11 protein-coding genes and 1 pseudogene are annotated in these 14,443 nt (G+C 59.6%); 3 read left to right on the top strand and 9 right to left on the bottom strand.

The window, feature by feature from the left end:
• Positions 1-89 precede the first annotated feature (89 nt).
• Together EGH23_RS23440 and phaC are read right to left on the bottom strand one after the other, a co-directional pair.
• A complete protein-coding gene (locus EGH23_RS23440; RefSeq protein WP_328766961.1) occupies positions 90-413 on the bottom strand; it encodes an Hsp20/alpha crystallin family protein in 324 nt (107 codons plus the stop codon).
• Between the two features lie 14 nt (positions 414-427).
• Complete coding sequence (gene phaC, locus EGH23_RS27360) at positions 428-2,272, bottom strand: class III poly(R)-hydroxyalkanoic acid synthase subunit PhaC (RefSeq protein ID WP_220582408.1); 1,845 nt, start codon at positions 2,270-2,272, stop codon at positions 428-430.
• Positions 2,273-2,440: 168 nt separating this feature from the next.
• Here phaC and budC point away from each other — a divergent pair, with 168 nt between their 5' ends.
• Together budC and EGH23_RS27355 are read left to right on the top strand one after the other, a co-directional pair.
• Positions 2,441-3,169 (top strand): meso-2,3-butanediol dehydrogenase, encoded by a 729-nt coding sequence (gene budC, locus EGH23_RS23430; RefSeq protein WP_220582407.1) that lies wholly within the window; start codon positions 2,441-2,443, stop codon positions 3,167-3,169.
• A gap of 142 nt (positions 3,170-3,311) precedes the next feature.
• A pseudogene (locus tag EGH23_RS27355) lies at positions 3,312-4,039 on the top strand (alcohol dehydrogenase catalytic domain-containing protein).
• Between the two features lie 62 nt (positions 4,040-4,101).
• Here EGH23_RS27355 and EGH23_RS23420 read toward each other — a convergent pair.
• The 5 genes from EGH23_RS23420 to EGH23_RS23400 form a co-directional block, all read right to left on the bottom strand.
• Positions 4,102-6,213 carry an acetate--CoA ligase family protein gene (locus tag EGH23_RS23420; RefSeq protein ID WP_220582406.1) on the bottom strand — a complete coding sequence of 704 codons (2,112 nt, stop codon included), beginning with the start codon at positions 6,211-6,213 and terminating at the stop codon, positions 4,102-4,104.
• Positions 6,214-6,218: 5 nt separating this feature from the next.
• Positions 6,219-6,596 carry a Zn-ribbon domain-containing OB-fold protein gene (locus EGH23_RS23415; protein ID WP_220582405.1) on the bottom strand — a complete coding sequence of 126 codons (378 nt, stop codon included), beginning with the start codon at positions 6,594-6,596 and terminating at the stop codon, positions 6,219-6,221.
• Positions 6,597-6,598: 2 nt separating this feature from the next.
• Positions 6,599-7,756: a thiolase domain-containing protein gene (locus tag EGH23_RS23410; protein WP_220582404.1), complete on the bottom strand. Its 1,158-nt coding sequence runs from the start codon at positions 7,754-7,756 to the stop codon at positions 6,599-6,601.
• A gap of 189 nt (positions 7,757-7,945) precedes the next feature.
• A complete protein-coding gene (locus tag EGH23_RS23405; protein WP_220582403.1) occupies positions 7,946-10,705 on the bottom strand; it encodes a calcium-translocating P-type ATPase, PMCA-type in 2,760 nt (919 codons plus the stop codon).
• A gap of 189 nt (positions 10,706-10,894) precedes the next feature.
• Positions 10,895-11,770 (bottom strand): universal stress protein, encoded by an 876-nt coding sequence (locus tag EGH23_RS23400; protein ID WP_220582402.1) that lies wholly within the window; start codon positions 11,768-11,770, stop codon positions 10,895-10,897.
• A gap of 235 nt (positions 11,771-12,005) precedes the next feature.
• On the opposite strand from EGH23_RS23400, the gene EGH23_RS23395 reads away from it, so the two are divergent.
• Positions 12,006-12,569, top strand: coding sequence for a Cdc6/Cdc18 family protein (locus EGH23_RS23395; protein WP_220582401.1), 564 nt, complete (start codon positions 12,006-12,008; stop codon positions 12,567-12,569).
• A 69-nt stretch (positions 12,570-12,638) separates the two neighbouring features.
• Here EGH23_RS23395 and EGH23_RS23390 read toward each other — a convergent pair whose 3' ends face one another.
• Positions 12,639-13,931: an MFS transporter gene (locus EGH23_RS23390; RefSeq protein ID WP_220582400.1), complete on the bottom strand. Its 1,293-nt coding sequence runs from the start codon at positions 13,929-13,931 to the stop codon at positions 12,639-12,641.
• Between the two features lie 3 nt (positions 13,932-13,934).
• On the bottom strand, positions 13,935-14,443 hold a 509-nt coding region (locus EGH23_RS23385), incomplete at its 5' end, for an MBL fold metallo-hydrolase (RefSeq protein ID WP_220582399.1).

Raw genomic sequence — 14,443 nt, 5'->3', positions numbered from 1 at the left:
TCCTTACAGACATTCCCCGTTGGTCAAAGAACAGTCGTAGGGGCACTAACTGCCACTTCCGTAACGAAAAGTGTCCAGTGACGTCCGAATCAGCTTATTTCGATCTGTTTGCCCGGCGTCACCGGTTCACTCCTGGGAAGCCGGACCGTCAGGACACCGTTATTGAACGTGGCCGAGATATCGTCCGCCTCTACGGCCTCTGGGAGGGATATCGACCGGGCGACCGATGCACGGTGTCGCTCACGCCGAACGTATTCCCCCTCCTCTTCTTCCTCGGTCTCCTCCGCGTTTTCTGCTTCCAAGCGGAGCGTACGGTCGGTCACTCGCACATCGATATCGTCCTTCTCGAACCCCGGTAGGTCTGCGGTTAACACGAACTCGTCGTCCCTGTTCTCAAGGTCTTCTGAAGGAATGCTGTTTCTATCGGTCAGTTATCGTTTGATTGCTCTATTGTGTCAGCCTGTTCAACCCAGTTAGTAGCATCCTCCACACTCACGCCGGCCGCCTCAGCGACTGCCGTGACGTTGGAGTCGGCAAGATCCGCGATTCCACGAAAGCCGGCTTGTCGGAGACGTCTGGCGTAGGTTGGACCGACGCCCTTGATCGTTTCGAGAGGTGTTCCCACCTCACCAGAAGCTCCGCCCCTGTCGGCCAATTCGTCCGCCGACGCAATCCATCTTCTAGCCTGGTCACGGGTAGCGTCAGCAGCCTCAGCGATCGTTTCTGGCATGGTCACGGCGAGTGCTGTGACGCTTCTGATTCCTGCTTCTCGCAAACGGCCTGCATAGGTTGGCCCGATTCCTTCTACGTCCTCCAATTCAATCGATGCAGCGAGGTCGATGCCCTCGATAGCTTCCTCGATTTCCTCAACGATCGCCGAACCGATGTCAGTGACGACGGTCGTTCCAGTCGAGTCGTCTCCTCGGACATGGATGGCGATGCCATCGGGACTTTCTTCGACGCGAACCTTGACGCCGAGAGCCTCTTCGACGAACTGACGAATTGCCTGCGCGTCTCGGTGAACGACGCCTCGTTCGACGGGACCAGACTCGGAGGCGATCCGGATCTCAACGTCGTCGGCGCCCCCAGCGGTAACGTCTGTCTCGACATCATACCCGAGGACCTCTTCGATGCCCTCTCCAATGACATCCGCGAGAGAGGGTGGCCCCGAGTGCTCAAAAAACCACCCGGCGACCTCTGGCCACATGTCGCGATGGGTCGATTCCGACATCGATAGCCCGACGTGCCCCGTCGGATACTGAATGACAGTTACGTCGGCAGGGATCGCATCGTTGAATCTCACGCTCGCCCCGTTCGGAACGAGGTTATCGTACTCTCCGACGATCTGTAACACGGGCATGTCGATGTTTGTGATGTCGGCGTGTTCGCCGCCGATTTCCAGCTCGTTCCTGTAGAGGAGATTCTCTTGGTAGATGTCTTCCAGGAACTGGGCATAGACCTCACCAGCGACATCGACGCCGTCGGAGAGCCAGCGCTCCATCCGGGCGAAGTTTGCGACGAAATCCTCGTTTTCGAGGCGGTCGTATAGGTGAACGTACTTCGTGAAATAGTTCGCTATCGGGTCCATCTGCGCGAAGCCAACGGCAAGAAACTCTGCGGGAACAATACCGAACGTGTCCGTCACGTCGCGGGGATCGTAGTACTCCTCGTCGCCCCACAGTTCGAGAACCCCACCGGTGTCCTCGAAGTAGAGACCTGCCGCCATCAATCCGAGTGTTTCGACCTTCTCGGGATGGAGGGCAGCGTAGATCGTCGACAGCGTTCCACCCATGCAGTACCCGAGCAGGTTGATGGCGTCTTGCTCGGAACGACGGCGAACGACGTCAACACAGTTGTCGATGTAGCGCTCGACGTAATCGTAGAACCCCAGAGACGCGTCCAGACGGGATGGTTCCCCCCAGTCGATCAGATACACGTCGTGACCGGCCTCGAGCAACCGACGAACGACGGAGCGATCGGGCTGCAGATCCAGTATAAACGGTTTGTTGATCAGAGCATATACGATGAGGATAGGGACCTCGTGTTGGGTCTCGGTCAACGATTCGTAGTGCAGAAGCTCTAATTTGTTCTCCGTGTAGACCACGTTCTTCGGTGTTTCGCCGACATCCACCGACGCCATTGATGTCATTCGCTCGTCAGCGATAGTCGACTTCCGGATAGCATCCGCGACCGCCGTCATCGCTTCGCGTTGAATAGCTAGTGCACTATTGATCGGGGTCGTGAAGGAAAGGGGTCGACTCTCGTCGGTCATTGGATCATCTCTCGATGTAGGTGTTCGTTCGAGCGAAACACTGTTCCTTGAGTCATTAATCGTCTGTCGAAAATCGTTCTTCGACAATCATGTATCCCCCCGTAATTCCCACGTATCGGTGATCAGGAATCGCTTGATTACCCCGGAGCAACCATCCTCACGTACACTATGCTATACGATAAGATCGCCATCATCACTGGCGGGGCGTCCGGGATCGGCAAAGCTACTGCTGCGGAATTTCTCACGGAAGGCGCGGAGGTCGTGATCGCAGACCTCGATGAAGATCAGGGAGAGACAGTTGCCGAGGAACTGGACTGTAAGTTCGTCCGTACAGACGTGGCCGAGTATGAACAAGTTGAGGAACTCGTCGAATCCACCGTTGAGAAACACGGGAGACTCGACATCATGGTGAACAACGCGGGAATTGGCAGCGAGACCAGCATCCAGGAGATGGACCTAGAGGAGTGGCATCAAGTAATCCAAGTAGATCTCGATAGCGTGATGCACGGAATGAAAGCCGCACTTCCGCATCTGGACGAATCAGATGGATGCATCGTCAACACCGCTTCGATCTATGGACTGGTGGGAGGAAAGGGAGCAGCCTCATACTCCGCAGCCAAGGGCGGGGTCGTCAATCTCACCCAGCAGGTCGCAATTGACTACGCTGATGAGGGGGTTCGCGTCAACAGCGTCTGTCCCGGATTCGTCGACACGCCGATGACCGAAGATCTGCTCGAGACCGAGCGGTTCTACACGTTCCTCGAAACACACACGCCGATGGATCGACCTGCTCAGCCCGAGGAAATCTCCTCCATGATTACATTCCTCGCCTCGGAGAAGGCGTCCTACATGACGGGGGCGAACGTCCCCGTCGACGGCGGGTGGACCGCGCACTGACCGTCAGGCTAGGACCGCGGTGCGGAATGTCTGGAGAAGCCACCGAGTCCCCGAGGACCATCGTTCCAAGGAATCCCACCAGGTAAGAACTGCCGGCTCCTATCAAGTGATCCGGTATCCATCTTCCTGGCGGTGACGTTCGATGCAAGCATTGGTTATGGAAGAACTCGGTGAAGTGGGCTTCGCCGACAAATCTGAACCCGAAGCGGACCGAACGACGCGATCATCCGACCGACGAAGGGGCTCGTCTGTACGTCCGACGTACACACGGTTCACGGCGCTATCGGTGAGCGCGAAAACCTCACGCTCGGACACGAGATCGTCGGCGTTGTCGATTCCGTCGGGGACAAGGTCGACGACTTCGAACTCGGAGACTGGGTCGCCGTCGGGGCGATCACCCCGGACTGGGGCTCGGACGCGTCCCAGGACGGCTATCCCTCACAATCCAACCAGGCGCTCGGCGGCTGGAAGTTCGCGAACGTCAAGGACGGCACGTTCGCGGAGTACGTCCACGTGAACGACGCTGACGCAAATCTCGCTCGGATTTCGGAGACGGTGAGCTACGAGGAGGCCGTCTACGTGACCGACATGATGAGTACGGAACATGCCGACATTCCCGTGGGTGGGACCGCCGTGAACATTCCCCGCGAGGAGTGGGGAGTCGGGATGAGCGACAAAACGATCAGGACCGGTCTCTGTCCGGGAGGTCGACCCCGCCTCGGGCGGCTTCTTCGGTTATTAGAAACGGAGCGAGTCGATCTCACGCCAATGTCCACCCATCGGTTCCCGTTCGAGGAGACTGACGAGGCCTTCCGTCTCATGGAATCCAAGGAGGAGGACATCATCAAACCGCTGATCGACTTCGAATAGAGCCGGCACCTGTCTCCGGACGTCGGCCATATTTCCGCAAACCGAACGCGATCTGCCGGCTGTCACGACGTCGACAGCATTTCACGATCGATGGTTAATCGAAAGTCGATAGCGTACACCCCATCAGGTGCGACGACGAGTGGGTTGATGTCGAGTTCGGTGATCGCAGGAAAATCGGTGACGAGCTGCGAGATCCGCTGAATCGTCTCGACGACGGCATCGAGATCCGCTGGCGTCCGTCCACGCGCTCCACGAAGCATCGGAGCTGCGTGGATGTCCCCGGTCATCTCACGAGCTTCGTGCTCGCTCACTGGGGCGACACGGAACGACGTGTCCTCGAAGATCTGGACGAAGATTCCGCCCAGCCCGAACATCACGAGGTGGCCGAACTGCGGATCGCGCTTCGCACCGACGATCGTTTCCGTGCTCTCGTCTGGGTCGACCAGTTCTTCGACGTGTACGCCGAGAATCGTGGCGTCGGGATCGTGGTCGGTCGCCCGTTTGTGTATCGTCCGATAGGTATCCTGAACGTCTTCGATTGGGATCCCTACCTCGACGCCACCGATATCCGACTTGTGGACGATATCTGGACTGACGATTTTCAAGACCACCGGACCGCCGATCTCCTCCGCGATCGCCTCGGCGTCGTCGGCACTCTCGGCGAGACCGCTCGCAGGCGTGGGAATCCCGTACGCGTCGAGTAGTTCCATTGCCTCCACGCCGAGGTAGTCGACCCCACGGTCGACCGCCTCCGCCAGAATTTCGCCGGCTCGCTCGCTGTCGACATCAAATTCCGTGGGCGACTCGTACTCACGTTCTCTCACGTCTCGGTAGTCGGCGAGCGCTGCCAGACTTGGTACCGCCCGAGCCGGGTCGAAGTAGTTGGGGATGCCGTACTCCCCCAGTGCGTCGGCCGCGCGGTCGGCTTCCTCGCCGCCCATCAAACACGTCACGACCGGCTTGTCGTGTCGTTCTTGGAGGTCGCCGATGACCCCGGCCAGGTCTTCGAATTCGAAGAGCGCAGTCGGGACCGAGAGGACGACCGCACTCCCTACGGTGTCGGCACCCAGAACAGTATCGAGCGTCCGCCGGAAGCGATCTAGATCCGCGTCGCCGATGATATCAAGCGGGTTCGCTACGTCAGCCTCCTCCGGGAGCAGTTCCGCGAGAGCAGCGCTCACGTCGTCTTCGAAGTCTGCGAGTGTCAATCGTGACTCGCCGATGGCGTCGGCCGTCAGCACGCCCGGCCCGCCGCCGTTCGTGACGACCGCCACGTCGTCGCGGGTCGGGAGGGGTTGGCCGGCGAGCACCTGGCCGTAGTCGAAGACCTCATGGATATTCATCGCACGGAGCACTCCTGCCTGGTCGATCCCTGCCTGGTAGGCTCGGTCGCTGCCGGCGATCGATCCAGTGTGCGAGGCCGCGGCCTCGGCGCCCGCCTCCGTCCGGCCGGACTTGATGACCACGATCGGCGTGTGTTTTGTCACGTCACGGGCCGTCTCGATGAATCCCCGGCCGTCATCGATGTCTTCGAGATACGCCAGAATGACGTCGGTGTCCGGGTCGTCACCCCACTCGGCGATAAAGTCGACCTCGTCAAGGAGGGCCTCGTTACCCAGCGAAACGACGTGCCTGAAGCCGACGCCGTGCTGGGCCGCCCAGCCGAGAACCGCGGCAATAAACGCGCCTGACTGGCTCATTAATGAGATATTCCCCTCCGGGGGGCGCCCTTGGGCGAATGTCACGTTCAAGCCGTTTGGCGTACTGATGAGACCAACACAGTTCGGTCCAACCAGGTTGAGGTCGTACGTCTCGGCGACATCGATCAGTTCCTGTTCCCGCTGTCGGCCCCGTTCGCCGGTTTCGCTGAATCCCGCCGTAATGACGACGACGTTTCTGATGCCCGCCTCCCCGACCTGACGAACGACGTCGATAACCGCGGACGCTGGCACGGCAACGACGGCCAGATCGATCGCCGATGCATCTGGGATGGCGTCGATTCGTGGATAGCACGGTTCCCCCAGCACGGTCTCTCGATTCGGATTGACGGGGAGTACCTTCCCGTCGAACGCCGAGAGGTTGCTCATCAGCGCGCGTCCCACGGATTCCTCACGGTCGGTTGCACCGACGACTGCGACGCGTTCTGGCGTAAACAGATCTCCAAGATCGGACACTGGGCTTACACCTCCGCTGGACGGAACGTGATGAGTGATACGTCGTCGTCATGTGGTTCCGTGTTGAGGATTACCTCGTCACCCAGAGCGATGTCTTCGGCCGTCGCCTCCCGGAGTTGGCCAGTGAGATCCACGTCTTCCAGTTCGACGAGGACAACGGTATAGGGCGTCTCGCCGTGGAATTTTGGAATCGTGACAGAGATTTCAGTGTACGACAGGATTTCCCCTCGGTCCGGAAGCGGCTTCTCAGTCAGGGCAGTCGACCCGCACGCGGGACAGAATTTCCGGGGTGGCAGCGTCGCGTCCCCGCAGGCCTCGCAGACGAGACATTGATGCTCGCCCGCTGCGATGGCGTCCGTGAAATCGTCGAACCAAGCGGGCATACTCAGGCACCTCCGAGAATCGTCACCGTCGTGCTCGCGCCGCTCCCCCCGACGTTGTGTGCGAGCGCGACCTCCGCGCTGTCAACCTGGTTCGGGTGCTCTCCCTCAAGCTGTTTCGTCAGTTCGACAACCTGACCGATCCCGGTCACCCCGACCGGGTGGCCCTTCCCGAGGAGGCCGCCCGACGTGTTGACGGGGAGCTGCCCGTCGATCGCCGTCTCACCCTCGACTGCGCCGCGTGTTCCCTCGCCCTGCTCGTAGAACCCGAGCGCCTCCAGTGCCAGGATCTCCGCAATGGTGAAGCAGTCGTGGACTTCCACCACGTCAACGTCTTCGGGAGTGATGTCGGCGTCGGCGTAGGCGGCGTCGGCCGCGCGTTCGGCCGCCGGCGTTCGAGTGATGGCTGCACGATCCTGAAGTGCGACGGCGTCGCTCGACTGCCCCGTCCCCAGAATCCTGGCCGACACGTCGAGATCATGATCCACGGCGAACTCGTCGCTGACGAGCACGACCACGCTGGCGCCGTCGGAGACCGGACAGGCGTCGTGCAGGACGAGCGGCGTCGCAATCGGTTTCGACTCCAGTACGTCGTTGACGGACAGTTCTTTCTGGAACTGCGCGAGGGGATTGTCGACGGCGTTGTTGTGGTTTTTGACCGACACGGCGGCCAGGTCCTCGTTCGTCGCGTCGAACTCGTGCATATACCGCCGGGCCATGAGCGCGTAGATGCCGGGGAAAGTCAACCCCTGCTCGTTCTCGTAGACGTCGTCGGCCGCGTTGGCGAGGGCGTCGGTGACGTGTTCGATGTCCGCGACGGACATCTGTTCGACCCCGCCCGCGAGCACCACATCCGCCGCTCCCGACTCGATCGCCTGTACCGCCTGTCGGAGAGTCGCGCCGCCAGAGGCACAGGCGCTCTCAATCCGGATCGAGGCTGCCTCACGGGCTCCAACGTGATCTGCAAGGAGCGCTCCCATGTGTCCCTGATCCTCAATGAGGTCGCCCATGAAGTTCCCGACGTAGACGGCGTCAAGATCGCCCGGCGAAATACTGGTTTCCTCAAACGCTTGAACGGCCGCCTCGCTAAACAGTTCCCGTGACGAGGACTCCGGGTGTTTGTCGTATTTCGTACTCGCTGCACTGACGATTTGCGGTGCCATATGTGGTTACTCGTCTCCTGATGACTAGGGTGTCCCGCTAGTTCTCAAGAAGCAGGAATCATATATCTACGACAACCAGAAATCTGCGAATGCGGACCGACAGTGGAAAACGAGTTGAAACGACGCTATCAGCGAAGTCCAGGTCGAACGCTCCCGCGACGGGGAATGGTTCGTACTACTAGTGTTCCCTCATCCGTTCGATGTCGCGAGTACCCGATCGAGTAGCTCACTCATGCCGAGATTAAGCACGAGAAATCCGATGAACGCGATGCCGATCCAGACCCACTCCTCGATCGAGGGTGGTTGCACAGCGAAGAACTCGTTGAGGGGCGTATAGAGGACGAGCAGTTGCAACAGGAGCGTCATTGCAATCGCTCCGATCAACCACCTGTTCGAAAGAAGCGAGAGGCCGTAGCGCGATCGGATCACCTGAATCCGAACGACTTCGACAACCACGAGGAACGTGAAGAGCACAGTCTGAGCGCGAATCAGATCTGTGACCGTTAGCAGTCCGTAGAAGAACAGCGCGAGTCCAGTGACAGTCATGACACCCCCGATCATCGCGATGGACGCCATCATTCGCCGGTTGATGACTGATTCGTCCGACTCACGTGGCGGACGGTCAAGGATGCCGTCTGTTTTCGGATCGGCGCCGAGCGCAAGCGCCGGGAGTCCGTCGGTCACCAGATTGATCCAGAGGAGCATGACCGGCGTGAGGATCAGCGCTTCCGACTGCTCCGCGAACAGGTCCGGGAACAGGAACGTCCCGATGAGCACACCGATAAAGACGACGAGCACTTCACCGGCGTTCGCCGAGAGCAGATAGTTTACAAATTTGCGGATGTTGTCGAAGATACCCCGTCCCTCGGCGATGGCGTCACGGATCGTCGCGAAGTTGTCGTCCTGAAGGACCATGTCGCTGGCTTGCTGTGCGACGTCAGTACCGCGAATCCCCATTGAGATGCCCACGTCGGCGTTTCGAAGCGCTGGCGCGTCGTTGACGCCGTCGCCTGTCATCGCGACGTTGTGGTCGTTCGCCTGGAGCGCCTCAAGCACCCGGACCTTGTGTCCCGGATTTACCCGTGCAAATACCTCGACATCCTCGACTGTCTCGCGGAGTTCGTCCTCCGAGAGATCCTCAACATCCCGGCCAGTCATCGCCCCCTCGGGGTCGAATCCGACTTCCTCGCCGATCGCCTTCGCCGTCTCGACGTTGTCCCCCGTCACCATCACGACCCTGATCCCGGCGTTCCGGCAGTCCGCGACGGCTTCCGGAACCTCGTCGCGGGCCGGATCAAGCATCCCCTGGAGGCCGAGAAAGACCATTCCGCTCTCAATGCTGTCGTCACTCGCGTCCGGATCGTCCACGTCCTTGGAGGCGAATCCGAGAACGCGCAGTGCATCCGCCGCGAACGTTCGATTCGCTTCGAGGATTTCCTCGCGCTTCGCGTCGGTGAGCTCCGAAACCTCCCCGTCTTCAATGACGCGATCGCAGTGATCGAGAACTTCCTCGGGAGCGCCCTTCATATAGGCAGTGACGGGATCGTCATCGACAAGGACGGTCATGCGCTTTCGCTCCGAGGAGAATGGAATCTCGCGGATACGATCGTGCTCGACGTCGATCCCCGCCTTCGCCGCGGAGACAAGGAGAGCTGCCTCTGTCGGGTCGCCGAAGAAGTCCTGTTCCTCGGACTCGGGAGCACGTTCCGCGTTATTGCAGACCGCGCCACACCGCAGAACGGACTCTAACTGGGCCATGTCGGTCGATTCACCGTCCAACTGAAACTCGCCCTCCGTTTTCGTCCCCGTCCCGGTCACGGTGTAGGTCTCACCTGACGTGTAGACCCGCCGGACAGTCATCTTGTTTTCCGTGAGCGTCCCGGTTTTATCGGTCACGATGACGTCGACCGAGCCCAGGCTCTCGACAACTGGCAGCCGCCTGACGAGTGCGTTGCGGTCGGCGAGCCGCCGCGAGCCCAGCGCCAGCGTGAATGTGACGACCGCGGGGAGACCTTCGGGAACGGCTGCGACGGCGAGCGTGACGCCAACGAGAAGGACCGTTAACGGGTTCGCTGCCGTGAGGAAGTACTGGACGACTGCGACGAGCGCGATGAGGCCGATGACGCCGTAGCCGATCTGTTTCCCCAGGTGATTCACCTCCTCTTGGAACGGCGTTGGTTCATCCTCTGCTTCCTGAATCTGTGTAGCGATGCTCCCGACCTCGGTATGCATTCCTGTCCCAACCACGACGGCAGTCCCCCGTCCCCTAGCGACAGAGGTGTTCATGTAGACCATGCCGGTTCGTTCCGCAAGCGGCGTGTCTGTATCGACAGCGTCCACAGCTTTCGAGACGTTACTGCTCTCACCGGTGAGGGCCGATTCGTTCGTCTCGAGACTGTTGGCCTCGATGAGCCTGGCGTCCGCGGGAACCGCGTCGCCCTGTTCGAGAAACACGACATCCCCCGGAACGATCTCGGTCGACTCGACAGTGATCTTCTCGCCATCCCGTACTACGGTCGCCTCGGGAGCGGACATTTCTCGCAGTGCTTCGAGGGATTTCTCGGCCTGGTAGTCCTGAACGAAGCCGAAGATGCCGTTGGCAAGGAGAATCAGGAAGATCAATGCGGCATCGACATAGTGAGGGGTGTATCCCGGGAACAGTCCGACGCCCAGCGAGAGGAGCGCTGCAAAAATGAGAATGTAGATGAGGAAGTCCTGAAACTGTGCGAGAAAGATCTTCAGCGGGGAGATGTCCTCCTCTTCGTGGATTTCGTTTGGCCCGTATTCTTCGAGTCGGGTCTGCGCTGCCTCGGCGGTCAGCCCCTCTTCAGACGTGTCTACCTGGTCGAAGATCTCGTCGACAGGCAGGTTGTGCCACGCCACGGATCGTGTCTCCTCCTCATCCGTGCTCCCTCCGTCTCCCTGACCAGAAGGCTCCGTGGGACTCATGAGCCAACGGACAGCAGGGGCGGGATTATCGACATATCGAGCGCCGTCGTGGCAATAGACATACTAGTCCCGACCCCTGCCAGAGCAAAAGGCGGTCTCGAAATTTTCACACAATAGGAATCGTCTTCCCTCTCTTCATTCTGTGCTGATCTGTCGTCGGTATGCTCCGAATGACCCGTACCATAGTGGTCAGTCAGTAGTATTGGGTTCCTTGAGCGCAAGCACGGGTACATCAGTCAGTCGGACGACGCGCTCGGTGACACTTCCTAGGAGGTATCGATCTATCCCAGTTCGACCGTGAGATCCCATCACGACGCAATCAACGTCACGTTCGTCGGCATACTCGACGATCGCGCTGTGAGGTGCTCCGCTCAGCACCGAGCTTTCGCTCGTCGCCACCCCCGATTCGTCGGCTTGGTCGATAATCGTCTGGAGCGCTTGTTTACCCGCCTCTTCAAGCGCATCGAGGACCACGCCTGCGTTGACCTCGTCCCACACCACGCCGAGGTCAACGACATGGACGATATGGAGTGCGGCGTCGGTCGCCAGTGCCAACTCAATCGCATGGTCCGCAGCAGCCTGCGCGCAGGCGCTTCCGTCGGTTGGCACCAGTACTGCGCTGAAGTCAGGATCGACAACTGTGTCCTCGTGAACAGTCATGACCGGTACCGGGGCCTCGCGTAACGTTTGTTCCGCGACGCTTCCCAAGACGAATCGGTCGAGGCCAGTACGACCGTACGTCCCCATGACGATGCAGTCCACGCCATGGTCGCTGGCATACGTGAGAATGGCACGATGAATCGAAGCGCCATTTTCGAGTATCGCCGTCGTCACATCGACATCAGCGTTGGTTGCCATTTCCGCGACCCTCGATACAGCCTCTTTCCCACGAGAGGCGAACTCGTCAGCACCCTCGTCTTCGAACCCTGGCGGCAACTCTCCGACTTCGAGGACGTGGATGATGTGCAAATCGGCCTCGAATCGGCCTGCGAATGCGATAGCTGCCTCCGCCGCAGCTTCTGCCACATCGCTCCCGTCAGTGGGGATCAAAATCCGATCGTACATGATCTCTCGACTATTTCATTGGTCGCCTCCGGTCATAAAACCGTAGAGCCTGCCTGAACAGAAGATCCCTTTTCGAGAAAAACAGACGCCAAAACGGATCGCCGATTGATGGCTCCTCGAACATCGGTGATCTGATGGAGTCATTTTCTATATCCGTAGATAGGATAAGTTGGTGAAAAGCTGCATCCTGAACTCCAGTGTGGATTCACGATGACGACCGACGGGTCATCTGACGATGGTTCTCATCGCGAATCAGGAAAAAGAACTCTTCGAACCGCTGAACGCCCGTCTCACCAGTCGCCTCCAAACAGCAATACGAATCAGATTTGACCGCTATTCGGTGGACGAACTTGTGGGAATTCTACGGCCCCGCGTACGGCTCGGTCTTCACGAGGATGCCGTTACGTCCGACCAACTGAAGTTAATAGCGAACGCGGCGGCGGGAGACGCCCGTGTGGGCATCGAAACCCTCCGGGTGGCCGTCCGCCACGCTACTCACGAGGGGCTGGAATCCGTCTCGGATGACATCATCCGCAACGCGGTTTCGGAAGCGAAATCGGAAATCCGTCAGCGCAACGTCGATAGGCTCAATAGCCACCAGCAAATCCTCTACGACATCATCACGGAGCACGAGGAGATCCATCCGTCCAAACTCTACGACGAATATAGGACTCGAGCATCAAACCCACGCTCAGAGCGGATGGTACGGAACTACCTCAGAAAGCTCGTTCATTACAATCTGATTGAGGCCAACGGGAAGAATCGTGGGCGGGTCTACAGAGTGGCGTCAAGTGAGTAGAAATGTGGTCGATGAGGCAGAGTATCGACCAGTTGGCTAACCGAGTAACGTATGGCCTATTGTTCCAGATTAGTCATCGGAGATTGGTTGGTTAGTCGTGGGAGTTGCTGGTGCTGGTGGTTCGTGCGTACCGAATTCGGGGTGCGTCTCTTCCATCCACAGATAGACGATTATCCCAGAGACGAACATGAGGGCCGCGATCATGTAGAATGCGGCCTCGGCGTTCACGAACTCCATTGAGAGACCGACCAGTATCGCGCCGACTCCGTAGCCGGCGTCGCGCCACATCCGGTAGACGCCCATTCCAGTCGCGCGCCACGTCGGATGAGCAGCGTCACCGGGAACGGTCATCAGATTCGGGTAGAGTAGTGCCATCCCGAGGCCGGATACACCGGAGAGCACGGCCCACAGGAGATACCCCTCAACGAGTACCATTCCGAGGACGCCGGCACCTGCGAGGAACATCCCCCAGATGACGGGCGGCCGGCGACCTATACGGTCAGCAAGTCCACCGGTCGCAATCTGGAAGAAGTACATCGCGCTGTGGATGCCGACGATGAACCCGACAGCGGCAATCCCGAGCCCCTGGCTCGTGAGATACAGCGGAACGGCGAGCCAGAATAGCGTATCGACGAACTTCTCGATGTGACCCGCTTGGGCTGCGGCGAACAGTGTCTTGTCACCGTAGGTCGCCCGCTTCAGCACCTCGACGAACGGGAGGTCGGCGTCGTGGTGGTCTTCGTCGTCGATTTCGGCCTCCGCGAGTTGGACTGTCTCCTTGATCAGGAAGATTGAGATGAGGAAGGCCAGCACGACCACGATTGCGAGGAAGTAGAACGGCTCGGGTCGGAGACTTGTCCGAGCGGCGATAACGCCCGTGATCCAGGCACCGGCGGCGACGCCCGTGTACCCGAACGCCTCGTCAATACCGACCGCGAGTCCGCGCTGCTCGGGACCTGCAATGTCGATCTTGGCGTTGATGGCCATACTCCAGGTCAACGCTTGATTGATGCCCAGCAGGATGTTCCCGACGGTGATCCAGCCCCAGCTCGGCGCGAAGATGAGAATAACCGGAAGTGGGAGGGCGGTTGCCCACCCGAGGATGAGGACTGGTTTGCGACCGTACTCGCTGCCCCACTTGCCGGCGTAGAGGTTGAGCAGCGCCTTGACGAAGCCGAAGGAGACGACGAACGACCCGATAACCAAGAGCGACTCAACGCCAAGGACGTCACGACCCAGTACCGGGACGACGGCGCGCTCGGACCCGATGGTCAGGCCCGTCGCGAACACCAGCAGGACGTGTAGTGAGAACTGCCCGAGGTGCTCGCGGATTCCTTGTTTGATTTCAGTGTCCGTACTCATAGATTACTCCGCTGCGCAGTTGTTTGGACCCAGTTCCAGCTCCGCCAACTCGTCGGCAGGAACCGATTCCTGCCCGACGTTCGTCCGCTTGACGCGCTGGAAGTTCGGTGGGTGATCTGGGATATCCGACGCGAGTTCTTGGACGAATTCCTCGCGGTCGCGCCCGAGATCCTCGTTCTGTTCTCTGACTTCGGCGAGCGTCGCAGTTACTGGCGGTTCGGGCGACCCGGGGTCGTGGGCTGGCAGGACCAATGTGTCGTCCGGACGATCCAGCAGCCGCTGGAGGCTGTCGTAGAGCGTCGCAGCGTTCCCTTCGACGTCGGAGTCTTCGATTCCCGCTTCGACACCGAGTTCGACTCGTCCCACACTCTCGTGGAAGAGTGTGTCGCCCGTGATCAGCGCTGTGCCGTCAATGTCGAACGAGACGCTCCCTTCGCTGTGGCCCGGCGTGTGAATACCCTTGATGTCGAGCTGACCGACCATCACAATCTGTCCATCTTCGAGGGGCGTCA

The organism is Haloarcula nitratireducens (genome assembly GCF_019599505.1).
Note: the sequence above shows the minus strand (reverse complement) of the source record. Positions and strands in the feature narration are given on the sequence as shown.

Bases quoted from the DNA above. Each gene is read 5' to 3' on its own strand.
- phaC (WP_220582408.1), bottom strand. From the start codon at position 2,272: ATGACCGACGAGAGTCGACCCCTTTCCTTCACGACCCCGATCAATAGT.
- budC (WP_220582407.1), top strand. From the start codon at position 2,441: ATGCTATACGATAAGATCGCCATCATCACTGGCGGGGCGTCCGGGATC.
- EGH23_RS23415 (WP_220582405.1), bottom strand. From the start codon at position 6,596: ATGCCCGCTTGGTTCGACGATTTCACGGACGCCATCGCAGCGGGCGAG.
- EGH23_RS23410 (WP_220582404.1), bottom strand. From the start codon at position 7,756: ATGGCACCGCAAATCGTCAGTGCAGCGAGTACGAAATACGACAAACAC.
- EGH23_RS23405 (WP_220582403.1), bottom strand. From the start codon at position 10,705: ATGAGTCCCACGGAGCCTTCTGGTCAGGGAGACGGAGGGAGCACGGAT.
- EGH23_RS23400 (WP_220582402.1), bottom strand. From the start codon at position 11,770: ATGTACGATCGGATTTTGATCCCCACTGACGGGAGCGATGTGGCAGAA.
- EGH23_RS23395 (WP_220582401.1), top strand. From the start codon at position 12,006: ATGGTTCTCATCGCGAATCAGGAAAAAGAACTCTTCGAACCGCTGAAC.
- EGH23_RS23390 (WP_220582400.1), bottom strand. From the start codon at position 13,931: ATGAGTACGGACACTGAAATCAAACAAGGAATCCGCGAGCACCTCGGG.